Origin of the sequence: Mesorhizobium sp. M0217 (assembly GCF_040321955.1) — a bacterium.
Lineage (GTDB): Bacteria > Pseudomonadota > Alphaproteobacteria > Rhizobiales > Rhizobiaceae > Mesorhizobium.
The window spans coordinates 904,321-929,748 of sequence record NZ_JAMYSN010000001.1 but is presented as its reverse complement, the minus strand read 5'-3'; the positions used below and the strand labels follow the sequence as shown (position 1 = coordinate 929,748).

Here is a 25,428-nt window from a genome sequence, read left to right as displayed (position 1 = left end):
GCCCGCCAAGGGATCACGGGCCGCGCAAGCGGCCCTTTCATTTGGTCAGCCATATACCTATGTGTAAGCCATCCTGTTCATAGGCCCAGGCTTACGTCCAGATAAGCAAGCAAACGCTTGCTTCAGATCCGGAGCAGGCAAGAGCTTGCCCTGGAGAGTCCGGAGCAAGCAAGAGCTTGCCCTGGAGGTGACGCGGGGTGGAGCAGCCCGGTAGCTCGTCAGGCTCATAACCTGAAGGTCACAGGTTCAAATCCTGTCCCCGCAACCAACATCAAAAACAGCCCGCTTCACGCGGGCTTTTTGCGTTCGGACCGCGATCTATGGCCGCGACCGACTATTCAACGATTGAGGAGGGCAGCAAGGTTGGCGTGCTCGGCTTTATTGAGAGGTCCGCGAACCGGGGGATTGATGCCGCCTCGGCGCATTCGCGAAAGCTATACGTCGAGCATTAGGAAGTTCGCCAACCCGTCATGGCAAGCGATCTGCACGACAACAGCATGATTCGAGCCGCGGAGAGATCGTCGTGCGAAGGCGCGAACCGTTGATTTAAACAACCCGCGCCTTGCCGAAGCTTTTCGTCGCGGGCCGCGTCAGCCAGCTCGCCGCAATGACGCCTGGAAGGCCAGCGAGGTCCAGCTGTTGCTCGAGGCGAGATGGCAATAGAGCAGCGCAAGCGCGCCGGATTTCCTGAGATCAAGAAACGCCTCGTCGCTCAATTTGTTGAAGGCCGGCTCGTCGATCACCTGAAAGTCGGTGAGGTTGAGGGTCTCGCCGCCCTCCAGCGTCACCTTGCTCTGCCGCGGCGCGAACAGGCCGTGCGCGTCGATCTTGTCGATCATGGCGCGAGTCGCATTGAAGTCGGTCTGGAACTGGCTGCAGAAGGCGAGCGCCTGCCTCGAGGCCTCGGCCGGCTCGTTGCCGTCGAAGAAGGGCGCGGTCTCGTCGCCGCCCTTGGACGAAGGCGTCTGCTCGACGACGCGTTCGCTGGCGCGGTCGATGCACAACGTCAGGCGGCCGGTCGTTTTCGATTCATCGGCCAGGATGAAGGGGTACCGGCGGACATAGGCGGGAATGTAATGCGGCTCCGCCCATTTGCCGTCGGCGCCGACGAACAGGTTCTGGTCCTGACGCAGGCCGGTGATGATGACAGGCGCCTTGGCGTCGCCGATGAAAACGATCGGGTAGGAGCGCATTGCCGCCGGCATTTCCGAGGCGACGACGGGGATTGCGTGCGCGGTGCGGGCAAAGGAGAAATCGGCCCGCGCCGTAAGGCCGAGTGAGCCGTGCCGCAGCGGATTGAGCGCCTCGGGTTTTTTGTAGAACAGCGGCAGCGCGTTTGTCGCGGTGCTTCCGGCCGGGGCCGTGTCTGTTTTCGCGTCAGTCATCCCTAGTGTTCTCCTCTTATACCATTCCGGTTTAGGCCAGTGGCTGCCGGTGCGCAACGCGTTGACGGCTGCTTCACCCTACATGGCCAAGATAAATCTATCTGTTTGTTTGATCGTGCTCTTTTGTACTTCTGGAGATCGAGCTCTATAGACAGCACGCCATGAAGCGGCGAGATTGGCTGACGGGATAGACATCTCAAGAGAGCCGTCTGAAAGACAGACGAACCAGGGCAGGCGCATGGCATCGCTTTCGGATTTCGAGCAGGGGCAGAGCTTTTCCGTCGAAGCCGGCGGTCAGACGCTCACGATGGAACTGAGCGCGGTGCAGCCCATTGCCAACAGCCCGCGCGACGGCGGTGGCTTCACGCTGCTGTTCAGGGGGCCGCGCGACGCGGCGCTGCCGCAGGCTATCTATCGGTTCAACGGCAAAAGCGGCGCCCATGAGATCTTCATCGTGCCGATCGCTGCCGATGAGGCAGGGCGGCTTTACGAGGCGGTATTCAACTGATTTTTTTCGACCGGATCGGCCACGGGGACGCTCCGGCCATCAGGGCGATTTGGCAGCGCGGCGGCTCGACATATGATCGACTATATCGAGATTGCGGACGTATTTGACGGAGCGGCGTGTAGCGCACTGTGCGCGGAAATTCGGGCGGCCTTGGGCCGTCCGGCCGGCCTGCTGGGGCGTGCCGACCAGAAGATGGCATGGCCGGAGATCCGAAAGACCGTGCGCGCCGATGTTTCGCAGGCCACTGAAGAGCGAGTGAGTGCCCTGTTGGCGCAGCAGAAGGCGGCTCTGGAGCGGCATTTCGGGCTGCTGCTCGGCCAGGTCGAGAAACCTCAGTTCCTTCACTATCGGCAAGGCGATTTCTTTGTGCCGCACCAGGATGGCAACACGCCGCTCATTCACGACGAGTCGCGGTTCCGAAAGATCTCGGTGGTGATCTTTCTCAACCGTCAATCGGACAACCCTTCGCCAAAAAGCTATGCAGGCGGCTCGCTGGTCCTGCATGGGCCTTACAGCGGCCCGGGCCTGCGCGTTGCCATGCCCGCGTTGCCGGGCTCTCTCGTCGCCTTTCGTTCGGAAACGACGCATGAAGTCACCCCGGTCACGCGCAACGAACGTTTCACCATCGTCTCCTGGTATCGCGGCACGTGACGACCGGCACGGCCCTTACGGCGAACGGATCATCAGGTCGTAGAGGCCCTTGTCCTCGGCAACGGTGAAGCCGAGGCGTTTGTAGAGCCGCCGCGCTGGATTGTTCTTCTCGACATGGATCGAGACCGACTTGCCGACGGCGGCGGCCTCATCGATGAGATCGGCGAGCAACGCACCGCCAGACCCCTTGCCGCGATGCGCCGGCAGGAAGGCGATATCTATGATGCAATGCTCGCTCGCCGAGCGCTCGATATACAGGCGACCGATATCTTGCCTTGCCTGCTCGATCACCAGCCAGTCGGCGTTGGGATAGTATTTCTGGTAATGCGCGTGCTGCGCTTGAAACTGCATGTCGAGGAACGCCGTTTTCTGCGCATCGCTCCACGGCGTGACGGCAAGTTCTTCGGCGCGGGTCGAGGCGTAGAGCGCCGACAGGAACGGCAGATCGGCGTCCGCCATCGGGCGGAACGTCAGATCAATCCGCGCCGCGCGCACCCAGCAAAATATAACAGGCCCGTTGTCCACAATCGGAAGCTGGATCATGGAGTGGCGCTTACGGACGCGCCGGATAAACGCCTTGCATGGCAATGATGAACGTCATCGCCAGATAGGGAGGCAGGTTGTTGTGAGGCAACGTACTGCCCGCCATGCTCAGTGCCTGGGGGTCCATCTGGACCAGATTTTGCGAAGTGTTGTTCTGATACAGCGTTCCGCCCCCCGACTTCCCCAGAACAACCGCATCGGTAAGAGTTCCCTGGGCGCCACTCTCGGTGGACATCGCGACAAAATGATTATGTTGCGGCATTTCCGTTTGCAGAAGGGTGATGGACGTTTCGCCACCCGTCTCGCCGAGAAACCGCTCCGACAAGCCATTGCCGTGTCCTTGCCCCATGGGCGCGGAGCCAGCCATATTCGGCAACGCGAAGGTCGACTTGCCGTCGCCGCCGTAAACTGTGCCCAGCAGCGAAAACAGCGCCGTATTCTGCGAGATTGGCAGGAGCTGGCCATCGCAGGTCGCCCACCCCGTCGGGGCGAAATCTCCGGCAAAAATTCGAATTTCGGCGACGAACGGATTGGTCATGGCAAGTCTCTAGCTTTGCTGGGGGAAGATGCCAAATAGCGAGATGATGAAACTGACGGCGAGGAACGGCACCATATTGTCGTGAGGCTGGCTGCCGCCGGCCGGCGAAATGGCTCCGGCGGCCATGTTGCCATCAGGTGCGATACCCACATAGGGCGTCAGCAGGCTCGATGTCGCCAGGACACCGCCGGACGGACCCGGATTCTTGGCGATATTCGACGAACCGGTCCAGGTATGGGAATGGTTCGGCATTTGTTGGGTTGAAACAGTGACGGATTCGACCCCGCCCAGTTCTCCGATGATATAGGTCTGGCTGACCAGCGGGCCCTTGCCAGCATGGACGGGGATGCGGGATGCGAGGTTGGGCAGGGCGAATGTTTCCTCCCCGTCGCCGCCATAGGTCGTACCGATCAGATTGAACAAGGTTTCGTTCTCGGAGATCGGCATCAACTGGCCTTGGCAGAACGCCCAGCCATTCGGAGGGAAATTGCCACCGAACATCCTGATCTCGCCGACAAAAGGTTGGCTCATCGAAGCGTCCTCTTAATTTCGCGACGGGAATATGCCTTGCAGGGCAATGATGAAATTCAAGACGAGATAGGGCGATCTGTTCTCATGCGGCTGGCCGCCACCGACGAAAGTGATGTTTTCCTTCGCCATAGCCACCGCGCTGCCAGGCGGCTGATAGATCGGGCTGGCGTTCGCCCCCAACAGCGCGCCGGATGGATTGTTGACGTTGCCGGCAGTGTTCGATGCGTTGACGAAATGGTTGTGTGTCGGCATTTCGCCGAGCGTGAGCGTGTGAAACTCTTCGCCGCCCTGGCCGCCGACAATTGCACCGATAGGGCCGCCCGTATGAACCGGCGCACGTCCCCTCATATCCGGAAGGGCAAAATTTGTCTGGCCGTTGCCGCCGTACCTGGTGCCAAGAAGTGAGAACAATGGCTGGTTCTGGTTAAGCGGCAACAACTGGCCGTTACAAAATGCCCAGCCGCGCGGTGCATAGTTCCAGGAAATGATCTTGACTTCACCTAAATAAGGCTCGCTCATCCCCGTTCCCTTCGTTGGCGGCTTACTGTCTGAATTCTTGTATTATGCCTAAGTAAGACAACAAGTCGATATCAGATTCATAAAATATATTTCCTAGGACGAAATCCAAGGTTGCTGACTACGGTGTCGCGGCAGGCAGCAGTGGCAGCGGCTGGTTGAAGAACGTCCGGGTGTCCGTCAGTGCCGTTGCCCCGCCATTGACGGTTTCGATACCGGCCTCGCTCGCCTGCGGTACGTTGATCGTGCCGTCGGCGCCGCCGAGGCCGTCCGCGAGGAAGCGGATGGCATTGGCGTTGTTGACGTTGGTGATGGTGTTGGCATGAACGTCGGCATTGATGATAGCGCCGCCAAATGTGGCGGTGACCGTGATGCCGCGGCTGTCGGCATTGTCGCGAATGGTGTTGTTGGTGACCGCCGCGTGCACGGTGCCCGGCTGCACGAGCTGCGTGATCGAGACGCTGTCGCCACCGCTTATGCCGTTGACGCCGATGCTCTGGATAATGTTGTTGTCGATCAGCACCTTGGCGACGCCGAGGCTTTCATGCCCAACCCTGATGCCGTTGCCGGTTCGCGATCCCGAGGTTGCTACGCCTTGCGTACCGATGACGTTGTTGGCGATTGTGCCGTCAAGCGTCCGTGCGAGGTCGCCGCTGCTGAACACGTTGATGGCCGTCGAGTCGCTGTTGGTGACGGTGTTGTTCCGGACGGTGAAATTCAGATTGCCGCCCGTGCCGGCGCCGGAATTGCTGCTCTGGGTGAGGTTGATGCCGTTGTTCAGATTGTTGAATAGATTTCCCGTGGTCTCGCCGATGTGAGCGTTGACGGTGCCGTCATTGGCAATGACGAACAGACCGGTTCCAGGGATGACTCCCGGTCCGGGATAGGCGTTGTTGCCGGTGAAGGTTGCGCCGTCGACGGTCAGCGTCATCGTCGGCGCGCCGGCGACACCGGCGCCGTCCGCCTCGAAGATGAAGTCGCTGCCGGCATTGTTCGAGGCGCCGTTGTTCGAGAACGTGCCGCCGCTCACCACCAGGTTCGCCAACGTGCCGCCGGAATTGATGACCTGCACGTTATGGGTGAATGAGTTGGAGACCGTGAGGTTGGTGAACGTGGTGACGTGCGAGGCGTTGCCGGTAAGTTCGTTGAACAGGATTCCGGACTCGGTGTTGGCATCGGCATTGCTGTTCAGGGTCAGACCGTTGAGCACCACGCCGTTGACCCGCAGCCCCTTTATGCCGTTGCCCGCATTGTCGCTGATGATCATGTTGCTCAGGCTGACATCCTGAGTGTCGGTCAGGCTGACGCCATCGCCGGCCGAGTTCTGGATCGTGCCGCCGCTGCCCCCCGTCGCGCCGGTGCCGGTCACCACCAGATTGCCGCTGGTGCCGGTGTTGTTGAGCACGATGCCGTTGGCTGCACCATTGGACGCAATGCTCCTGAACGTCACGTCGCCGGCGCCGATCGTCGTGTTGGCGACATTAAGCGCCGTGCCCGTGCCGGACGCGATGGTGTTGCCGGTGCCCTGCACCGTCACCGTGCCGCCGCCGGTGGCATTGAAACCGGCGCCGCTGGTGGTGGCGATGACCAGCCCGCCATTGGTGAAGTTGATCGTCGCACCGGTATTGTCGCTCAGGCTGACGCCAGCCGCCGTGGTCGAGGTGATCGACTTCGACGCGCCGGAGAAGGTGATGATGCCGGCGACATTGTCGTCCAGCAGGAGGCCGATCTGGCCCGCCGCATTATGCGTGATGTTGCCCGACAGGGTGATGTTGCCGGCGGTCAGGGCGCGATCCTGGATGTTGACCGCCTGGCCGGTGCTGCCGCTGGTGATCGCGCCGGCATAGGTGAAGGCCGCCGTGCCGCCGCTGTTGGCGGTGCCTAGGCCATCGCCGATACGGATCACGGCGCTTGTTCCGCCCACCAGCGCGCCGGTGCCGAGGTCGATCGCTCCCGAACCGGTGACGGTATCGAGGATGACGGCGCTGGTGCCGCCGGCGCCTTTGTTCGTGGAAGCGAAGGTCACGCCGCCCGCCGCGATGGCAACGCTGTCAAGGTTGACCGCGACGCCGCTGCCGGTCGAAATCGTGTTGCCCGAGCCGATAACGGTCACGGTGCCAGTACCGTTGCTCGTGGCGTTGAAGCCGGTGCCGGAGGTGGTGGTGATGGCTAGGCCGCCGCCGGTGAAGTTGACCGCGGTGTTGGTGTTCGCCGTCAGGTCGACGGCATTGTTGGCTCCGGTGGTCAGTATCTTGCTGGCGCCGGAGAAGTTGATCGTGCCGCCGGTGTTGGCGTTGACGAGGATCCCGTTGGCCACGCCGCCGGTGGCGCTGAGAGTGCCCGACAATGTCGTGGTGCCGGCGGTGCGGGTGGAGATGCTGACGACGTTTCCGGCCGTGGTCTTGGTGACCGAGCCGGCATAGCTGACATTGGCCGAGCCGCCGGTGACCAGGAAGGCCGCGCCGGTCGCGCCGCCGAGCGCACCGGAGCCGAGGCTGACAGTGCCGGCGCCGGTGACATTGGTCAGCGACACGTTGTTGGTTCCGCCGGTCGAATTGGTCGAGGTGAAATTGATGCCGGTGGTGGTGGCGATGCCGTTGAGGTTGACCGCCTGCGCGGAAGTGGAGCTCACCGTGCCGGTCGTCACATTGACCGTGCCGCCATTGATGGCGCTGAATCCGGTGGTGCCGTTGGTGACGATGTCGAGGTTTGCGAAGCTGACGGTCGAGGCCGTGGCGCCGTTGTTGATTGCGACTGCGGTGCCGGTCATCGGCGTCGTGGTGCCGAGATCGACCGTACCGGTGAAGCTCACCGTATTGGCCGCCGTCGCGCCGGAAATACTGATGCCGCTGGCAGCGCCATTGGCGATCACCGAGCCGGCGAAGGTGAAACTGCCGCCAGCGCGGGTCGAGATCGTGGCCGCCGCGCCCGACGTGCTGATGATAGAGCTGGCGCTGTCGAAGCTGATCACCGCGTTGCCGCCGGTCACCGAAAGGCCGCTGCCGCCCGATATGTCGACATTGGTACCGGCAATCGTGCCGCCAGCGCCCGACGCGCCACCGAAGGCGATGCCGGTTCCGGTCGCCGCCGTGGTGATGTTGACGTTGGTCAGCGTCGTCGTGCCGGTGGTGTTGTCGAGTTTGAAAGCAATGCCGGTGGCGCCGGTGCTGGTGACGTTGGTGATGGTGGTGTTGGACGCGTTCAGCCACACATCGCTGGCGTTGCCGGAGAAAGTAACGTTGTTGATCGTCGTGCTGTTTGACGGCGTGATCTCGATACCCTGCGTGGCGAAATTGCTGATGGTCATGTTGCTGATGACGGTATTCGCAGCACCCGCGCCATTGTCCTTGACGCCACGCGCGGCACCCGCCGGGCTGCCATTCAGGATGAAGCCGTCGATGATGTTGCCGCTGGCGCCGAGCGTGATGACATTGTTGCCGGCGCTCGTCGTCAGCGTCGCGGCGCCATTGGGCGTCTGGTCGATGATCGAGATGCTGTTGCTGGCGAGCTGGATGGTGGAGGGCACTGTCAGCGCCAGATTGATGTTGCCGTTGCCGAAGCCGCGCACCTGCTCGCCGGTGGCGAGAGCCAGCGTGTCGTTGCCATTGCTGCCTGCCGCGGTGATGGTGCCGCCATCGTTGACGAGAACCAGAATGTCCGTCGCCACGGCTGCTGCTTCGGCGGTGGCCAGCGTCGCGAGATTGTTCTGGTCGCGACCGCTGCCGTCACCGGTCGCGGACGCGCCGACGAAATAGACCTTGCCGACTCCGAAGCCCAGGCCGGGAGCCGACTGGAAGTTCACATCCTGGAAATTGTAGGTGCCGGCAACCGGCGCACTGGATGCGTCGATGCCTACATTGGCGCCGATGGTCGAGAGCTGGTCGGTCGCCGATTCGCCGTCGCCATAGGTGAAAGCGAGGTTGGTGGCGCTGTTGAGGAACACGCCGGTGTTGACGCCGGCAATGCTGGAGCTGGCGCCGCCGACAACGGCATCGCCGAGGCGTACCGTCTGGCCGCCAGTGGTGCCACGCAGGTCGACGCCTATCGAGGTGCCGGCGGCGGCGGCATTGGTGACATCGAAGTCATTGGCCGTCACCGCCGCATTGATGGTGGCACCGTTGAGGTCGAAGGCCACGCCCGTGGTGCTGTTCAGGCCGATGTCGAGATCGTTGAAGGACAGCGCCGCGCCAAGCGTGCCGGAAACATCGACACCACGCGTGGTCATGCCGTGCAGGTTGACCGTGCCGAGAATGATGGCGCCGCCGCCCGACGAGGCGATATTGGTCAGCGAGATGCCGGTTGCGGCGGCAGTGGCCGAAACACTGTCGAAATTCATGCCCGCAGCGCCAATCGTAACGCCATTGAGGTTCAACGCGGTGCCGCCGGCCGTCGTGGTGATGCTGTTGTCGCTGAGGAGCGCGCCGACGCTGACCGTGCCACCGCCGCTGGCGTTGAAGCCCGTGCCGGAGGTGGTGGTAATCACCAGGCCACCCGTATCGAAGTTGATCGTCGCGCCGGTGTTGGTCGTCAAGTCGACCGCCGTATTGGCGCCAGTGGTCAGCGTCTTCGTGCCACCGCTGAGAGTGATGGTCCCGCCGGAGTTGCCGTGGACATAGATACCATTGTCGAAACCGCCGGTGGCGCTGAGCGCGCCGGACAGTGTGACCGAACCGCCGGTGACGCCGGAGATGTCGACGATCTTGCCGGCGGTGGTCTTGGTGACGGAGCCGCCATAGCTGACCGTCGCAGCGCCGCCATTGACCAGGAATGCGACGCCCGAAGCGCCGCTCAATGCGCCGGATCCGAGGCTGACTGTTCCGGTGACATTGGCCAGGCCAACATTGTTGGTGCCGCCGCCCGACGAGGTCGAGTCAAGCGCAATGCTGGCGGCGACGTTGGTGAGGCTGATCGACTGACCGCTGGTCGAATTTACCGTCTGGGCTGCAGCGGAAGCGGTGATGCCCATCGTGCCGCCGGTGCCCACGATGGCCGTGCCGGTCGTGGTGTCGATGGTCACACCGCCGGTGAAGCTTGTCGTGCCGCCGCTCTGCGACAGGCCGACGCCGCTCGTCGTATCGATGTTGGCGAGGCCGGTGACGTTGACCGTGCCTGATACCACATGGATGCCGCCGCCGGCCGTGGCGGTGTTGTTGACCGTCACCGCGCCGAAGGTGAACGTACCGGTGTTGGCGCCGGTGACGTCTATGCCGAAGCTGCTGGTGCCGGTGATGGTGGTGGCGCCGCTGACCGTAACGGTGGCGTCAACGCCATTGAAGGCGATGCCGTTGACGCCACCGTAGGCGGTGATGCTGTCGAACTGGATATCGCCGGATACACCGGATAGCGTCAGGCCATAACCGCCGACGCCATTGGTGCTTGTGCCGGCCACGAAGGCGCCGCCGTCGACCTGGTCGATGCCGACGGTCGCTGGAACGGCATCGAAGGTGACACCGCTCACCCCAAAGCCGCCGGTTTCGCCATTGTTGCCCAGAAGCGTGATGTCGGAGAAGGCGCTGACCTTCATCAGCCCGGCGCCGACCGTGCCGTCAACCTTGGCAATGTCGCCGCCGGTTGCCGACAGGATCAGGTTCGACAGTGCGATCTGGCTGGCAGCGGCGCCGTCGGTAAGCGACAGGGCGCCACCGGTGCCGCCGGCGATCGTGGCGCGGCGCAGGATAAGATCGGTGATGTTGGTGCCGGAGATGCCAAGGCCCGCACCGGTGTTCTGCACGATGACGTTTTCGATGCCGGCCTTGCCGGAGAAATCGATAGTGTTGCCGCTCGCGGTCGTCAGCGTCGCCAGCACGCTATCGACATTGGACCCTGCCGTGATGACGGTCGAGGCATTGATGCCGCTGAAGCTGAAATTGCCGCCGAGGCCGCCGCCGACGGCGCCCAGCGGCGCGGTATCGATGGAATCGCCGGCCTTGAGGCCGATCAGGATCTGGCCGTCGGCAAGGTTGAGCGTGTTGTTGCCGCCGCCATTCTGCTGAGCCTGCATCATGTCGATGAGGTTGCTGGTGCCGTTCTGCGACGTGTCGACAAGGATGACAACCGAGGCGCCCGACGCTTCCGCGCCGGCAATCGAGCCCGGATTGGCGGCGGTGCCGTCGCCGTCGCCGTCCTGGTCGACATAATAGGTGGTCGGTCCCTGGGCCTCGGAGAGGTCGCCGATGAAACCGCCGTTGGCGCCGTCGACATCCTGGAAATTATAGGTGCCGCCGACCGGGAAAACGCCGGTGGAACTGAGGATGTCGATTGCCTTGACCGTCGACAGCTTGTCGACCGCGCTTTCGCCGTCGCCATAGATCAAGTTGATCGCCGTCGTCGGGGTGAACTGGAAGCCGATGCCGGGTCCGGCGCCGGCGCCGCCGATGGTGGAGGATGCGCCGGCCGTGTTCGGATCGCCGAGCTGGATGGTGCCGGTGCCGGTGGTGTTGGACAGGTTGACGGCGGTGGTGCCGGTCGAGGAAGCACTGGTGAGCGTGAAACCGCCAGTCGTGAAGATGCTGTTGACGACTGCATCGGCGAAGGTGATGCCGGTCGAATTGTCGCCGGGCATGGCGATGGTCAGGCTGGCGAAGTTTACCGTCGAGCCGAGCGTGCCGGAAATGTCGACGCCGGTCGAGGTGATGCCTTGCAGGTTCACCGTGCCGAGATTGAGCGTGCCGCCGCTGACATTGTTGAGCGAAACGCCGGTCGCCGCTCCATTGACCGAGATGGAGCTGAAATTGATGCCGCCGGCGCCGACCGTCGCGTTGTCGAGGTTGAGCGCGGTGCCTGTCGTCGTGGTTATCGAGTTGCCCGTGCCGCTGACGCTGACCGTGCCGGCGCCGAAAGTGCTGGCGGTGAAGCCGGCGCCGCTCGAGGTGGTGATGACCAGGCCGCCATTGGTGAAGTTGAGCGTGCCCATGCCCTGGGTCGGGCTGATGCTGGGCAACTTGACGATCGCGTCGTTGGTGCCGCTGCTGGTGTTGAAGATCTTCGACGCACCGGAGAAGGTGGCCGTCCCGTTAGACGATCCGTCAAACCGCACGCCGATGCCCGTGCCGGTATGATCGATCGTGCTTGAAATATTGTAGACGCCGTTGGCGTTGCCGGTGAAGACGAAGGCCGCCGTACCAATGCCAGTTGCTGCCGTAGTCGAAACGACCGAACCGCTCATGTTGAGCTCGCTCCAGTCGGCCACGGCCTGCACGATCATGCCGGTGTCGACCTTGATCGAGCCGTTGTAGTTCAGCGTGGCGTGAATGAGGTCGTTACCGCCGCTGACGGCGATAGCCGCACCGGTGGTGCTTGTCGTCGCGCCGATGCTGGCGACGCCGCCATTGCCGCCAACGTTGATGATTCCTGCCTGCAGGCCGTTCGTGACAATGCCGGCTTCCCCACCGTCGATGGTCAGGGTGGAGCCGGCGACGTTGGCGATGTTTATGGTGCCCACTTGCGGGCCGCCGATATCAAACCCTCGGTAGCTGACGTCGAGATCGGTCGTGCCGGTGAAATTCACCGCACCGGTGCCGAGCAGGGCGTTCAGCGAGGCGCCCATGTAGCCGGTATCTTTCAGGCCGCCAATGTTGACGTCGCCCGCCAGATTGGACCCTGTCAGCAAGACGCCGGCAGCGTCCGATGTCGATACGGCCGAGACGCTGTCGAAGGTGACGCCGGCGACGCCGACGTCGGCGAAGACAATGAACAGACCATTGCCGCCGGAGGCGATCTTGTTGCCGGTGCCGGACACGCTGACGGTGCCGCCGAAGGCGGCGCCGAAGCCTTCTCCGGTCGTTGTCGTTATATCCAGGCCGCCATTGGTGAAGTTGATCGTGCCGTCCGTGTTGTCATACGGGACGATGGCGGAGAGGGGGCCTGTGTAGCCGATCTGTACAGCTGTCGTCGCGCCAGAGCTTATCTTCTTGCTGCTTCCCGAGAAGGTGACGGTCGCCGCCGTGCCGTTGGCGATGCCACCGATGAAGATCTGGCCGCCATCGGCTGCGTTGCCGTCGGTCAGATTGCCCGACACCGTCACCGAGCCGCCGGTCAGTTCCTGGATCGAGACGGCGGCACCGGTGCCGTTGCTGGCGATGGTGCCGGCATAGGAGATGATTGCATTGCCGCCGCTCTGATCGGCCGCCGAGCCGACATTGAAGGCTGTACCCGAACCGGTGTTGGTCAGCGTGCCGGTGCCGAGCGCGACCGTACCGGTCAGATGCTGCAGGTCGACACCGCTGCCGGAATTGAAGCTGGCGCTTGTCGAGGCGAAATTGATGTTGGCCGCAATGCCGTCGAGCGCCACCGCTCCCGCATTGGTGGCATTGATCGTTCCGGTCGTGACGTTGACCGAGCCGCCTCCGGTTGCAGTGAACGCCGTTGCGGCGTCCGTGGTGATGTCGACATCGGCGAAGGTGATTGTGGCGCCGGTGTTGTTGGTCAGCGATACGCCGCTGCCGCCGATCGTCGCCTTGTCCGTGAAGTTGACCAAGCCGCCGGTGCGGTTGGCGATTGCGATGCCGCCACCGGTCAGCGTGCCGGGCGTCGCGCTGTTGAGCAAGTTGCCGCGGGTGACCGTAATGTTGCCGTTGCCGCCGTCGACATCGAGCAGCGTGCCGGCAACGTTGATATTGTTGTTGATAATCGACAGGTTGCCGGTGAGGCCGTCGACGTTGAACGCCGTCTGGCCGGCAGCGACATTGCTGACGGTGACGCCTTCGACAACGGTGCCGCCGGAATTGTTGAAGCCACCCACGCTCTGGTCGATGACGAACACCGAGCCGCTGCCGCCGCTGTAGTCGAAGGCGGTGTTGCGCACCTGATTGCTGCCGAGCAGATGAAGGGTGTCGCCCGTGCTCTTGACCACGCCCTCATCGCCGGTGACATTGCCGCCGGTGGCGCCGAGATTGCCCTGCACATTGACCGGCTGGAACGTACCGGAGGTGAGGATGGAATTGCCGTTGCCGAAACCGGTGATCGACTGTCCCGAATCGAGCGTGAACGGCGTCGCGCTGAGATCGACGGTGCCGACAAAGGCGTAGGTCTGCGTGCCGACCATGGCATCGGCCTGCGCGGCCGTCACGGTGGTGACATCGGCGCTCAGCCCGTTCGTGCCCGCGTGAACAGTGCCGCCTGTCTGCGAGATCATGACGACCCCGCCGACAGTTACCGCCAGTTGGGCATCGCCGGTGAAGAAGACATCGTCGAAGTCGTAGTTGCCGAGCGCCGGATCCAGCCCGATCGTATTGACAGTGTAGCCGCCGGTTGCCGCGGTGATGAAGGATTCCAGCCCATCGGCGGAATTGCCGTCGCCGAAGGTGAAGTTGGCGTTGGCCGACGTGGCCGTGGTGCCGCCTGACGACAATTCGACACCGACGCCGACATTGTCGATCCTGGAGCCCTGCAGGAAGGTGATCGTCTTGTTGCCGGTCGTCGACGACAGGTCGATGCCGCGCGAGGTCAGGTCGCCGGTGCCGGTAATGCTGGTCAGCCCGAAATCGGCTTTCGTTGACGAGCCGCTGAAGTCAATGCCCGTCTGGTTCAGCCCTTCGCCGAGCAACACCGTCGTCGTACCGAAACTGACGTCGTTGTTTGTGCCGCTGAAGTTGATGCCCGCGCTGCCATCGGCAGAACCGATGACAACGATGGTGGGGCCAGAGAATGTGACTGACCCGGTATTCCCCCCAATATCGATGCCGTTGAGGCCCGGCGCACCGATTTCCGCATAGCCGAAGCTGACGGCGCCGGTGTTGCCGTTGAGCGCGATGCCATTGCCAAGCACCTGGCTGATGAGCACGTCGCCGCTGAAGCCGACCGTTGCCGTGCTGCCGCTGATCGAGATGCCGTCGCCGGTGGTGCTGCCGATCGTCGTCGGGCCGGTAACGCTGACGCTGCCGCTGACGCCCGAAAGGCTGACGCCGGTTGTGCCGCCGACGTGGCCGATGTTGGAGAGCGTGACACCGAGCCCGATATTCGACGCTGTAAAGGCGGATGTGGTGTTGTTGTTGACGGTACCGCCGTCGATCGAAAGCGAGCCGGTGCCAGTTGACGTGGCCTGGACGCCGCTGCCGCCATTGCTGGTCGCGTTGAGCGTCTGGAAGCTGGTGATGGCATTGCTGTTGATCAGCAAGCCGTCGCCGGCATTATCCGACACCGTCGTCGTGCCGGTGAAATTGTAGGTGCCGTCGCCCTGGATCGACAGCCCAGCGCCGCCATTACCAGTCGAGCTCAGATTGCTGCCGGAAACGTCGTTGGCGCCATCGAACAGCACGCCATTGAGGGCGGCCCCCGACACGGTCATGCCGGTCAGCACGACGCCGGTAACGCCGCTGCCATGGATGCCGTTGGCGGTACCGCCGGAGATGTTGAAGTCCTGGAGCGAGGTATTGTTGGCCAGCGTGACGACGTCGCCGCTGCCCGAAGCGGTCAGCGTTGCGGCACCGGCCGCATCCGAGATGGTGCTGCCGTGATCGACGTTGTCGCCGGTCACATTGATCGGCAGGCCGCCGAGCGAGAAGGTGCGGCCGTTGCCGAAAGAGGCCAGGGTCTGCCCCGCTTCGAGCGTAAAGCCGTCGGTGTCGTCGATGACACCGCGATTGACCAGCACGAAAATCGCGATGCCGTCGGTATTGTTGTCGGCGTCGGTGATCGAAGCCAGGTCCGAAAGCGAGGTACCGTCGCCTGTGCCGCCTGCGGCGACAAAGATCAGCTGCGTCTGGTCGAACAGTTGCGGCCCGTTGAACGTCGTCGTGCCGAATGCGTATTGGCCCGAACCGGAATTGAGGCCGCGTGCGTCGAGCGAGGCGAGGTTGCCGCCGATCGAGCCGCCACCGAAGGTGAATTGGGCGTTGGCGGTGTCGGCCGGCGAGCCGGCAATGCCGAGCCGCACGCCGGTGCCGACATTGGCGATGGTGCCGCCATTGGTGATGATGATCGTGCCGCCGTTGGTCTGGACAAGGTCGATCCCGATGGACGTCGTGCCGCCGGTGCCGTTTATGTTCAGCGACTGCGCCGTGAAATTAGTCTGGCTGCCGGAGAAGTCGAGGCCGATGCCGGAGCCGAGCCCGGAGATGATGATGTTGCCGGCGATGACGGACGCATTGACGCCGGTAAACACCATGCCGTCGGTGCCGGGATCGGTGATGTTGATGTCGCCGAAGCGGATCGCGGCCGGCGAATCCGTGATCGCGATGGCCGGTCCGGTCGTGTTCGAGATCGTCGTCGCGCCGTTGACGGTGAAGCTGCCCGAAAGATTCTCGAGCACGACGCCCGATGCGCCGCCGGTCTGGGTGATCGAATCCAGCACGATATGGGCGGTGATCGGATCGATGAAGACACCGACGCCGTCGTCGCCGAGTGCCTTGTTGCCCGACACCTGGCCACCGGTGATGGTGATCGAGCCGGCGACCCCGGTGCCCTTCACGGTAATGCCGGCATCGTTGTTGTCGAGCGAGTTGAGGGTGGCGAAAGTGTAGGTGCCGTGGCCGGTTATATCCAGGCCGTCGTCGCCATTGCCCTGCAGCAGCGTCGTGCCGGTGAAGTTATAGGTGCCGTCGCCTTCGATGTGCAGTCCGTCGAGGCCGTTGCCGGTCGCGGTGAAGTTCGAGCCATTGACGCCGGTCGATGTACCGGTGAAGTCGGCGCCGTGGCCGCCGGTGCCGGTGACCGTGACGTTGGTCAACGTGGCGCCGGTGATGTTGTTGCCGAAGATGCCGTCCTTGCCGCCTGTGATGATGATGCCGCTCAGCGTGTTGCCGTTGGCGAGCGTCAGGACGTTGTTGGCGGGGTTGGTGCCCTGGAGGGTGCCGTTGGATCCGCCGAAATTGTAGGTGCCGATGCTGCCGTCGACGAGCCGCGCCTGGACGCCCCCGCCACCGCCGATGACGGTCTGGCCGTTGGCGAGCGTCACACCGGCTGTCGTAATGTTGCCCTTGCCGCCGAGCGCGACGACGACGCCGTTCGCGCCGGCGCCGGCGACCGCATTGTCGAGCGTGGTCGGGTCGCCGATCGTGCCGAGGCCGAGCGCGTCGTTGTCACCATCGGCAAAGAAGAACTGGCCGAATGCCGTGTTGGTGGCGGCATTGATCGCCACCCGCGTCGACGTGCCGGTAACTTTGTCCTGGCTCTCGATGCGAACGCCGATGTCGCCACGCACGCGCTCGTTGACGCGTTTGCGCAGGCCGGGGCTGACCGGATAGACCGGCTCGGCGCCGTCATCGGCCGAAGACGAGCCCTTGTCGAAAGCGTTGAGCGGCACCGTTAGCCGGATGCTGCCGGCGAACTGGGTGTCATCGCGGTTGTCGTTGCGCACCTCGCCGGTGAAGGTCAGCGACGTGCCTTTGCCGATGACGTCGCCGATCGAATATTCCAGGCCGGCCTTGGCGCCGGTGATGCTGCCGTCGTCGCCGTCGGGATCGCCGAAATGGTAGGCGCCGACATCGAAACGCAGTGAATGGTTCTCGGGCAGGTTGAGCGGCACCTGAACGCCGACCTCGCCCTCGATGCCCCAGGCCGCGTAATCGCGGTGGGCGATGGCCGATATCTGCTCGATCAGCTGATGACCGACCAGCGACAGGCTCGACTCTTGCCCGGCCGTGCTGCGGTCGCCGCTGATCGGCAGATAGACGTTTACGTGCGCATCGTATTTTGAGGTGATGGCCTCGAGGCCGAGCGTCGAGGCGACGAACTGGTGACTGTCGTGGTTCTGGATGTTGAGATAGGAGTAGCCGCCGATCATCAGATCCGGATTCACGATGCGGCGAACGCCGAGGCCGACGTCCTGGCCGAAGCCGTCGTCGAAATCGTATTTCGAGCGCACATCGAGAAAGAGAACGGATTCGAGGTTCTGCTTCAGCGGCAGGAAACCCTCGATCGCCGTGTTGCCGCCATTGTTGTTGGCGCCGATGATGGCGCGGACCTGCGGCTGCCACAGTCCGGTGTCGCCGGCATGGGCGGCTATGCCGGAAAGGGCAAGTGCCAGAGTGGACAACGCAGTCGTCTTCCAGAGATGCCTGGAAAAACCTGACCGGCGATACTTGCTATTCGCCCGGAAGCTTCTTCCGTGCGTCGCCATGTCATTGATCTGCCGAGTTTTCTCGGTCGTCTCCATCCCTTGCGAACCCCGACGAGTACACGCTCCGTCGCTAATACTATCCGAATCCCAGTGTATAGCGAGCATGATTGTTTGCTTTACACGTACAAGATTTCAAAGTTGTTTATTGTGATAATTCAGCAACAGTAATTTAGCCCGAGCTCATGTACCGTATTGGCTTCCCCGCCAGGCTCGGCTGTTGTATCAACGCGCTCGGCGAAACCCTGACACGACGAGGATCGGGTGGCTTCCTTGCTGAGAACCGTTTGTGGCCGGGCCGCCTGGGTCGGCGCGCTATGGCTGGTCGTGACGGCAGGGTCGGCGCTTGCCGAAGAGCCGAAGTCAACCACATCTGCCGAGACCAAGCCTGCAGAAGGCAATCCGTGGGCGCTAAACTGCGCCAGCGGATCGGCCGGCATCGAGCTTCAATGCCAGGTCTCCCAAAACCTTACCGAGGCCAAGACGGGGCAGCGCGTTCTTACCGTTACGGTTCGCCGCGACAACGGCAATGGCAACCTCGCCATGCTGCTGGCCTTGCCGCACGGGCTGTTCCTGCCTTCCGGCGCCTCGTACCAGATCGACCAGGGGCAGAAGACGACCATTGCCATCCAGACCAGCGACCAGAACGGCGCCTATGCCGCGACCCCTTTGTCGGCGGACCTCGTCAAGGCGATGAAATCGGGAACCAACCTGAACATCGGCATGGAGTCGGTGACGCGCAAGCCGGTGACCATTCCGGTCTCGCTTGCCGGATTCACTGCCGCGATCGACAAGCTTCAAGCGTTGAAATAGCCGGCCTATCTCGGCAGATGCGTAAGCATCAGCTTACGTTTTGGACCGGCCGGACTCACACGTGCTTGCGGCCGCCTGTCTCGCGGAACCAGCTGTCGGGGTAAGGATACCACCAGTCCTGGATCGCCGGTCTGTGGTCGATGATGACCATCTTGGAGCGTCGGAAGGCGTCGAGTCCCTGGCGTCCCAGCTCGCGGCCAAGGCCTGATGCCTTCCAGCCGCCGAAGGGCAAGGCGTCATTGTCGATCAGCGGGTTGTTGACCCAGACCATGCCGGCCTCGAGCCGCTCGGCCGCCTCATGCGCCTCGGCGAGGTCGGTGGTGAACACCGAGGCGCCGAGGCCGAACGGGCTGTCATTGGCAAGCCGGATCGCCTCGTCGAAATCCTTGACGCGGCAGATCGCGGCGACCGGTCCGAAACACTCTTCGCGCACGATCGCCATATCGGGGGTGACGCCGGTCAGGATCGTTGGCTCGTAGAACCAGCCAGTGTTGTGCGCCGGCGGAATGCGCCCGCCGGCAACGGCTATAGCGCCGTTGCTGATAGCATCATCGACCAGCCGCATCACTTTCGCCCGGGCGGCTTCGCTGACCAGCGGGCCGATCTCGGTCTTGTCCATGCCATTGCCGATGCGCAGCGCCCGCGTCTTCTCGGCGAACAGCTCGACGAAGCGATCGTGAACCGAGTCGACGACAAAGAAGCGTTCGGCCGAGGTGCAGACCTGGCCGGTCAGGTGGAAGGCGGCGGTGACGCTGCCGGCAGCCGCCACGTCGAGCGGCGCGTGCTCGCTGATGATCAGCGGATCGCTGCCGCCGGCTTCGATGACGCAAGGCTTCATGCGCTCGGCGCAGGCGACTGCCACGGCTTTGCCGGCGGCGACCGAGCCGGTGAAGGCGACAGCGTGGATGCGTTCGGAGGCGATCAGCGCCTGCGCGGTGGCGGCCGTGCCAGGCAGGCAGGCGACCAGCCCTTCCGGCAGTGAACGGAACACCGTCATGTAGTCCAGCGTCGACAGCGTCGTCGCTTCGGCCGGCTTGATGACGCAGCCGTTGCCGGCGGCAAGCGAGGCCGCGACGGTCCAGCACATCAGCAGGATCGGGAAGTTGTAAGGCATGATGTGCACGGAGACGCCATACGGCTCGTAGCGCGCATACTGGAACGACCCGGCCTGCGTCGTACCGGCGATCTTGCCGGCGTCGTCGCGCGCCATCTCGGCATAGTAGCGGAAGATCGGCGCGCAATTGGCGATCTCGCCGATCGCTTCGGGATAGGGCTTGCCCATCTCGCGCACCATCAGCTCGGCGCAGCGCGTGAAGTCCGCCGCCTCGATGGCGTTGGCGACCGCATGCAGATGCTTTGCCCGGCTCTTGGCATCGAGCTGCTTCCAGGTGGCTTGTGCCGTGGTTGCGGCACACAGCACCGCATCGACCTCACCGTCCGTTGCGGCGGAGATCGAGCCGACGGTCTCCAGCGTCGCCGGATCGATCACCGGTTTTGCCGTGCCGGTCATCGGCCGGTAGTCCGGATTGACGAAGAAAGCCGGCCGTTCAGCGGAGAATTGCATGGTCGTCCTTTCAGGTCCGCTCAGCGGATCATGTAGACCTTCTTGATGGTCTCATGGACGGTGCAGACGCCTTTCCAATTCTGAGGAAAGAACGCCGCCGTGTCCGGCTCGATCTGGATGACCTCGCCCGATACGTGCACATAGGTGCAGCGGCCCTCGAGGAAGTGGCAGAACTCGTCGCGGGTGACATGGCAGTGCCATTTGCCGGGGGTGCAGACCCACAGGCCGCATTCCGAACGGCCCTCCGGCCCCTTGTAGAGCAGCTTGCCCGAGGTGTGGGACACGCCCTCGATCATGGTCGGGATGACGCCCCAGTCGACGAGGTCGGTGATGGCAAGCGGGGATTGCATGATGGGCGTGGTCATGGCGATTTCCTTTAAAAAAGTGCTCAGCGGCACATGAAGGCCTTGGTCAGTGTTTGCGTGATGGTGGAGGTGCCGGCCCAGCCGGCGGGGAAGAACACCAGCATGCCGGTCTCGACCGGGATCTCTTCGCCATTCTCGCGGACATAGGTCCCGCGGCCCGACAGGAAATGGCAGAACTCGTCGGCGGCAAAGGTAACCTTGCGGCTGCCTGGCGTGCACGACCACAGGCCGCATTCGCTTGAGCCGTCCGGGTTCTGCGAGAGGATCCTGCCCGAGGCGCGCGGCGAGCCGGCAAGCGTGTTGCTGCCCCCGCCCCAGTCCTCCAGTTTCACGGTCGAGGCCTTTGGCCAGTGCGGTGTCGGCATATTGGGAAGCTCCGTTGCTGTTCAAGCCAGCATGTAGACGTTGCGCATGGTCTCATGCACGGTGCATTCGCCTGTCCAGCCGGCAGGGAACATGACCACGGTCCCGGCTGCGACTTCTACCACCTCCCCGGCATCCGACCGGTACGTCGCGCGGCCGGCGACGAAATGGCACAATTCGTCGCGCGGAATCGAGAGCCGCCAGCGGCCGGGCGTGCACACCCAGATGCCGGATTCCGGCTGGTTGTTGGGTCCTTTGTGGACAAGCCTGCCGGTCGAGTGCGACGCGCCGTCCAGCGCGTCGGACTGGGCGCCCCAGTCGACGAGGTCGGTGCGGGTGGAGGCTTGGTAGAGATGCGGGGCGGAGGAGGTCACAGCAGCGCCTCCAGCAGCCCGGCTGCCTTCTCAGGCCCGTTCTGGGCCTGCATCTGCGCCGAGGTCTTCGCCAGCCTGATCTTCATCTTGGTGTCAGTCAGGCAGGCTTCGATCCTGCTGATCAGCTGGGCGTCGCTCCAGTCGTAGCGCGGCATACCGAAGCCGTGGCCGGTTTCCTGGACGCGGGTGGCGTTGTCGTGGCCGTCCCAGACATAGGGCATGATGATGGCCGGCTTGCCGAAATAGAGGCACTCTGTGAACGAGTTGTTGCCGCCATGGTGGATGACCGCATCGACTTGCGGAATGACCGAAGGCTGCGGAAACCAGCTCTCGACGATGACGTTGCCCGGCACATCCGTGTACTGGTCCTTGTAGCCGCCGACATTGACCAGCGCGCGGTAACGGGTCTTGCCCAGTGTTGTGATGATGCGCTTCAACAAATCGACATCGCCGGCGCCGAGGCTGCCGAAGGAAACATAGAGCAGCGGCCCGTCATTGTTCTCGGCGAAGGTCGGCACGGCGTATGGCTTTTCCTGCCGCACGCAGCCTTCGAGATACTGGAATTTTGTCGTATCAAGCGGATGGCGGCGTTTGAACTTTGCCGCTTCGGGATAGAGCAGGAGATTGAGATAGGGCGAGGCCTCGAAGAACTGACCGACCGGGTATGGCGCTTCATTGTTTGCGGTGAGGAAGGCGTTGAAGTCGTCGTGGATGGGCTTGATCACCGCATTGAAATGATCGCGATAGCGCTGGTGGCCGACATGGTCGTTCTCGCCGCAACCGGAGAGATGCGGCGGGATGTCCTCATCCTCGATCTCGTTTTCCGAGCAGGAGATGACGCGCACCCAAGGCTTGCCGAACTGTTTGATGGCCGGAAACAGGATCACATTGTCGACGCAAATGACATCAGGCTTGATGGCGGCCAGGACTCGCGGCAAATCCTTCTGCGCCCATTTGGCGCTGTCGACGATCGCGGTCCAGCAATCCTTCACGTAATTGTCGACCTGATCGTAGGGCGATTTGCGGAAGTTCGGGATGTGGCCGTTGATGAAGTCTTCCCAGAATTTCGCCATCTGCTCGGGCGGCATCGGCTCCGACAGGTTCACCGGATGCGCTTCGAAGCCGTAACCCTTGTAGACATCGACAAAGCCGGGGTCGGACAGGAACACTGCCTTATGGCCGCGCGCCTCGACCGCTTGCGCGATGCCGACCGAATTGAGCGCCGGGCCGTAGGCCGCTTCGGGAAAAAACGCGATCGTCTTCTGCGCCATCAAGCTCTCCTATTCCTGAAAAATTCTGACATCGGCGGCGTCCCAGCCGAGTTCGACCTGATCGCCCGACGAGACCGGCCGGCGGTCGGCGGCATCGGCGGTGACGCGCACCAGAAATGGTTTTGGCGACAGAGGCGTGCGGATATGCAACTGCAGGTCCAGCCCGTGATAGGCCAGCGCCTCGACCATGCCGGCGGTGCGGTTGGCGGTCTCGGGTGACGGGAACAGCCGGATGCGTTCGGGTCGCACCGAGGCCACGGCGGAAGCGCCGGGTGAAAGCGCGGCGGGAACCTTGCCGGCAATGCGCGCGCCGTTCGCGGCGATCACGCCATCCGCAGACACCTTGCCCGGTACGAAATTCATTACGCCGATGAAGTCGGCGACGAAACGGTCGGCGGGATGCTCGTAGATCGCATGCGGCGCGTCGCATTGCAGCAACTGGCCGTCCTTGAGCACCGCCATGCGGTCGGCCATGACGAGTGACTCTTCCTGGTCGTGGGTGACGATGACGAAGGTGATGCCGACTTCGTGCTGCAGGCGCTTCAGCTCCAACTGCATGGCGCCGCGCAGTTTCTTGTCGAGCGCCCCGAGCGGTTCGTCGAGCAGCAGCAACCGAGGCCGTTTGACCAGCGCGCGGGCGAGCGCGACGCGCTGCTTCTGGCCACCCGACAATTGCTCAGGCTTACGGTCGGCGAAGGGGACAAGCTCGGTGGTGGCCAGAATGGCCTCGACGCGGGAACGGATTTCAGCTTTCGGCAAGCGCTCCATCTCCAGCCCGTAGGAGACATTGGCGCGCACGCTCATATGCGGGAACAGCGCGTAGGACTGGAACATCAGATTGACCGGCCGCTTGTTGGGCGGGGTCCGGGCGATGTCCTTGCCATCGAGCAGTATGCGGCCGTCGGTTGGCGTCTCGAAGCCGGCCAGCATGCGCAGCAGCGTGGTCTTGCCGCAGCCGGAGGGTCCAAGCAGCGCGAAGAACTCGTTTTCGCGGATGTCGAGCGAGATGCCGTCGACGGCGGTGACCCGGCCGAACTTCTTCGAAACGTTATCAATGGCCAGCAGCGTGCGCGGTTCGCTCATTGGCCGATGATCCCACGGTTGAGCCGCTGCGACAGGGTCAGCGCGGTGATGGATACCGCCATGACGATGGTCGCCAGCGCGTTGATCTCCGGCGTGATGCCGAAGCGGATCATGGCGTAGATCTGCATCGGCAGCGTCGTCGAGGCGCGGCCGGCACCGGCGGTGAAGAAGGCGATGATGAACTCGTCGACCGAGAGCGTGAAGGCAAGCAGAGCGCCGGCAATCACTGCCGGCGCGATGACCGGCAATGTCACACGCCGGAAGGTGGTCAGAGCCGCGGCGCCGAGGTCGGCGGAGGCCTCGACGATCGACCAGTCGAAACTCTTTAGCCTTGCGCGCACCACCGAGCAGACGAAGGCGAGGTTGAAGACGACATGGGCGAGGATGATGGTGTGCAGGCCCATGGTCAGGTTTAGCATGGAGAAGAACGACAGCAGAGCGATCGCCAGGACGATGTCGGGGATGATCATCGGTGCGAAGATCAGCGCCTCGAGACCCCTGCCGTATTGCCGGCGCATCTCGATGCCGATGGCCAGCAGCGTGCCGAGCAGCGTGGCGATGGCCGTGGAGACCAACGCCACGATCAGCGTGTTGAGCGCAGCGGAAAGGATTGCGGAATTGCCGGCCAGCGAGGCATACCATTTCAGCGAAAAGCCCGACCATGCCGTCGGCAATCCGCCTTCGTTGAAGGACAGCGCCACCAGCACGGCGATCGGGATGTAGAGGAAGGCGAAGACGAGGGTGAGGATCGTCCGCATGCCGAGCGTACGGGTGAAGGAATGGGTCATCGCCGGCCTCCGACAATTGGAGGGCAAGCGAACGACCAGAGTCCTTCTCCCTGTTCGCGGGTAGAAGCTACCGGCAGGCAGACGGGGGGCAGCGTTGAGAGTCGCAAAGGTTGACGCCGCCCCTCATCCGCCCCTTCGGGGCACCTTCTCCCGGTGAACGGGGAGAAGGCAAGAATTGCGCGGCGCTCAGCCATAGGCGTCACCCCTTGCCTCAGCCGCACGCCCCGCGGCGCGGTCGGCGGCGAGCGCCTGCGCCATCAGCACCAGAAGCATGATGGCGATCAGCGCCATCGCCAATGCCGCGCCAAACGGCCAGTCATTGGCGGTCAGGAACTGGTCGTAGACGAGGTTGCCGATCATCTGGAAGCGGCCGCCGCCAAGCAGCGCCGGGGTGACGAAATTGCCGATCGACAGCACAAAGACGAAGACAGCACCCGCAGCGATGCCGGGCACGGTCAGCGGCAGGATGACACGTCGGAAGGTGGTGGCAGCCGAGGCGCCGAGATCGCGTGAGGCCTCGGCCAGTTCCGGGTTGAGGCGTGACAGCGGCGCGTAGCAGGCGAGGATGACGAAGGGCAGATAGTTGTAGACGAGGCCTGCGATGACCGAGCCTTCGGTATAGAGCATCGAGGGCGGTTCGCCGGTGTAGCCGAACCAGCGCAAGAGCTGGGTGATCAGGCCTTCGCGGTTGAGCAGCACGATCCAGGCATAGGTGCGGATCAGGTAGTTGGACCAGAACGGCAGCACGGCGAAAAACAGGAACACCGGCTGCCACCGGCGCGGGGCGGCCGCGATCGCATAGGCGGCGGCATAGCCGATCACCACCGCGATCAGGGTCGCGGTGCCGGCGATACGCGCCGATTTGAGTAAGATGCCGGCATAGAGCGGGTCGAAGACCAACCCGAAATTTTCCAGCGTCAAAGTGTAGTCGATGCCGCCATAGACGCCGCGCCGGAAGAAGGCGAGCGCCAGCACCAGGGCGCATGGGATAACCATCAGCGCGGTCAGCCAGACCAGCGCCGGGGCCATCAGCAGAGAGGAACGAAGTCGGGTCTGGGACAATTTCTCGGGTACCGCTCAG

Annotated in this window: 17 protein-coding genes and 1 tRNA gene; 4 read left to right on the top strand and 14 right to left on the bottom strand. The window is 63.3% G+C overall.

Annotated elements, in window-relative coordinates; all coding sequences use genetic code 11:
- The first annotated feature begins 191 nt into the window (after positions 1–191).
- A tRNA-Met gene (locus NKJ18_RS04565) sits at positions 192–268 on the top strand.
- Positions 269–590: 322 nt separating this feature from the next.
- On the opposite strand, the gene NKJ18_RS04560 is transcribed toward NKJ18_RS04565, so the two are convergent.
- On the bottom strand, positions 591–1,385 hold the full coding sequence (locus tag NKJ18_RS04560) for a SapC family protein (RefSeq protein WP_023698851.1): 795 nt from the start codon (positions 1,383–1,385) through the stop codon (positions 591–593).
- 238 nt (positions 1,386–1,623) lie between these two features.
- Here NKJ18_RS04560 and NKJ18_RS04555 point away from each other — a divergent pair, with 238 nt between their 5' ends.
- Both NKJ18_RS04555 and NKJ18_RS04550 read left to right on the top strand, forming a co-directional pair.
- Complete coding sequence (locus NKJ18_RS04555; RefSeq protein WP_023672960.1) at positions 1,624–1,893, top strand: DUF6916 family protein; 270 nt, start codon at positions 1,624–1,626, stop codon at positions 1,891–1,893.
- Positions 1,894–1,965: 72 nt separating this feature from the next.
- Entirely contained in the window at positions 1,966–2,544 is a 579-nt protein-coding gene (locus tag NKJ18_RS04550) for a 2OG-Fe(II) oxygenase (RefSeq protein ID WP_023698850.1), read from the top strand.
- Positions 2,545–2,559: 15 nt separating this feature from the next.
- On the opposite strand, the gene NKJ18_RS04545 is transcribed toward NKJ18_RS04550, so the two are convergent.
- The 5 genes from NKJ18_RS04545 to NKJ18_RS04525 all read right to left on the bottom strand — a co-directional run bounded on the left by NKJ18_RS04545 (position 2,560) and on the right by NKJ18_RS04525 (position 17,645).
- The gene (locus NKJ18_RS04545; RefSeq protein WP_023835059.1) at positions 2,560–3,087 is read right to left on the bottom strand and encodes a GNAT family N-acetyltransferase; all 528 of its coding nucleotides are present in this window, start codon (positions 3,085–3,087) and stop codon (positions 2,560–2,562) included.
- A gap of 10 nt (positions 3,088–3,097) precedes the next feature.
- On the bottom strand, positions 3,098–3,625 hold the full coding sequence (locus NKJ18_RS04540) for a phage tail protein (protein WP_023698848.1): 528 nt from the start codon (positions 3,623–3,625) through the stop codon (positions 3,098–3,100).
- Positions 3,626–3,634: 9 nt separating this feature from the next.
- A complete protein-coding gene (locus tag NKJ18_RS04535; protein WP_023672956.1) occupies positions 3,635–4,156 on the bottom strand; it encodes a phage tail protein in 522 nt (173 codons plus the stop codon).
- A 12-nt stretch (positions 4,157–4,168) separates the two neighbouring features.
- Positions 4,169–4,675 (bottom strand): phage tail protein, encoded by a 507-nt coding sequence (locus tag NKJ18_RS04530; protein WP_023672955.1) that lies wholly within the window; start codon positions 4,673–4,675, stop codon positions 4,169–4,171.
- 118 nt (positions 4,676–4,793) lie between these two features.
- Positions 4,794–17,645 (bottom strand): hypothetical protein, encoded by a 12,852-nt coding sequence (locus NKJ18_RS04525; RefSeq protein WP_352757869.1) that lies wholly within the window; start codon positions 17,643–17,645, stop codon positions 4,794–4,796.
- Between the two features lie 354 nt (positions 17,646–17,999).
- Between NKJ18_RS04525 and NKJ18_RS04520 the strand changes: the two genes are divergently transcribed.
- A complete protein-coding gene (locus NKJ18_RS04520) occupies positions 18,000–18,539 on the top strand; it encodes an invasion associated locus B family protein (protein WP_023672953.1) in 540 nt (179 codons plus the stop codon).
- Between the two features lie 55 nt (positions 18,540–18,594).
- Here the strand turns inward: NKJ18_RS04520 and NKJ18_RS04515 are convergent, their stop codons facing one another.
- The 8 genes from NKJ18_RS04515 to NKJ18_RS04480 all read right to left on the bottom strand — a co-directional run bounded on the left by NKJ18_RS04515 (position 18,595) and on the right by NKJ18_RS04480 (position 25,376).
- Positions 18,595–20,103, bottom strand: coding sequence for an aldehyde dehydrogenase family protein (locus NKJ18_RS04515; protein ID WP_352757868.1), 1,509 nt, complete (start codon positions 20,101–20,103; stop codon positions 18,595–18,597).
- A gap of 20 nt (positions 20,104–20,123) precedes the next feature.
- Positions 20,124–20,468 (bottom strand): cupin domain-containing protein, encoded by a 345-nt coding sequence (locus tag NKJ18_RS04510; RefSeq protein WP_352757867.1) that lies wholly within the window; start codon positions 20,466–20,468, stop codon positions 20,124–20,126.
- 23 nt (positions 20,469–20,491) lie between these two features.
- Complete coding sequence (locus NKJ18_RS04505) at positions 20,492–20,833, bottom strand: cupin domain-containing protein (RefSeq protein WP_352757866.1); 342 nt, start codon at positions 20,831–20,833, stop codon at positions 20,492–20,494.
- 21 nt (positions 20,834–20,854) lie between these two features.
- A complete protein-coding gene (locus tag NKJ18_RS04500; RefSeq protein ID WP_023672949.1) occupies positions 20,855–21,205 on the bottom strand; it encodes a cupin domain-containing protein in 351 nt (116 codons plus the stop codon).
- Positions 21,202–22,476 (bottom strand): glycosyltransferase, encoded by a 1,275-nt coding sequence (locus NKJ18_RS04495; protein WP_023707560.1) that lies wholly within the window; start codon positions 22,474–22,476, stop codon positions 21,202–21,204. The genes NKJ18_RS04500 and NKJ18_RS04495 overlap by 4 nt, the downstream gene beginning before the upstream one ends.
- Positions 22,477–22,485: 9 nt before the next feature.
- Positions 22,486–23,559: an ABC transporter ATP-binding protein gene (locus NKJ18_RS04490; protein WP_352757865.1), complete on the bottom strand. Its 1,074-nt coding sequence runs from the start codon at positions 23,557–23,559 to the stop codon at positions 22,486–22,488.
- A complete protein-coding gene (locus tag NKJ18_RS04485) occupies positions 23,556–24,347 on the bottom strand; it encodes an ABC transporter permease (RefSeq protein ID WP_352757864.1) in 792 nt (263 codons plus the stop codon). Before NKJ18_RS04485 ends, NKJ18_RS04490 begins: the two co-directional genes overlap by 4 nt.
- 186 nt (positions 24,348–24,533) lie before the next feature.
- Positions 24,534–25,376 carry an ABC transporter permease gene (locus NKJ18_RS04480; RefSeq protein ID WP_023712268.1) on the bottom strand — a complete coding sequence of 281 codons (843 nt, stop codon included), beginning with the start codon at positions 25,374–25,376 and terminating at the stop codon, positions 24,534–24,536.
- Positions 25,377–25,428 lie beyond the last annotated feature (52 nt).

Excerpts from the sequence above, each read along its gene's own strand:
- NKJ18_RS04560 (WP_023698851.1), bottom strand. The coding sequence starts at position 1,385 with ATGACTGACGCGAAAACAGACACGGCCCCGGCCGGAAGCACCGCGACA.
- NKJ18_RS04555 (WP_023672960.1), top strand. The coding sequence starts at position 1,624 with ATGGCATCGCTTTCGGATTTCGAGCAGGGGCAGAGCTTTTCCGTCGAA.
- NKJ18_RS04550 (WP_023698850.1), top strand. The coding sequence starts at position 1,966 with ATGATCGACTATATCGAGATTGCGGACGTATTTGACGGAGCGGCGTGT.
- NKJ18_RS04545 (WP_023835059.1), bottom strand. The coding sequence starts at position 3,087 with ATGATCCAGCTTCCGATTGTGGACAACGGGCCTGTTATATTTTGCTGG.
- NKJ18_RS04540 (WP_023698848.1), bottom strand. The coding sequence starts at position 3,625 with ATGACCAATCCGTTCGTCGCCGAAATTCGAATTTTTGCCGGAGATTTC.
- NKJ18_RS04535 (WP_023672956.1), bottom strand. The coding sequence starts at position 4,156 with ATGAGCCAACCTTTTGTCGGCGAGATCAGGATGTTCGGTGGCAATTTC.
- NKJ18_RS04530 (WP_023672955.1), bottom strand. The coding sequence starts at position 4,675 with ATGAGCGAGCCTTATTTAGGTGAAGTCAAGATCATTTCCTGGAACTAT.
- NKJ18_RS04515 (WP_352757868.1), bottom strand. The coding sequence starts at position 20,103 with ATGCAATTCTCCGCTGAACGGCCGGCTTTCTTCGTCAATCCGGACTAC.
- NKJ18_RS04510 (WP_352757867.1), bottom strand. The coding sequence starts at position 20,468 with ATGACCACGCCCATCATGCAATCCCCGCTTGCCATCACCGACCTCGTC.
- NKJ18_RS04505 (WP_352757866.1), bottom strand. The coding sequence starts at position 20,833 with ATGCCGACACCGCACTGGCCAAAGGCCTCGACCGTGAAACTGGAGGAC.
- NKJ18_RS04495 (WP_023707560.1), bottom strand. The coding sequence starts at position 22,476 with ATGGCGCAGAAGACGATCGCGTTTTTTCCCGAAGCGGCCTACGGCCCG.
- NKJ18_RS04490 (WP_352757865.1), bottom strand. The coding sequence starts at position 23,559 with ATGAGCGAACCGCGCACGCTGCTGGCCATTGATAACGTTTCGAAGAAG.
- NKJ18_RS04485 (WP_352757864.1), bottom strand. The coding sequence starts at position 24,347 with ATGACCCATTCCTTCACCCGTACGCTCGGCATGCGGACGATCCTCACC.
- NKJ18_RS04480 (WP_023712268.1), bottom strand. The coding sequence starts at position 25,376 with ATGGCCCCGGCGCTGGTCTGGCTGACCGCGCTGATGGTTATCCCATGC.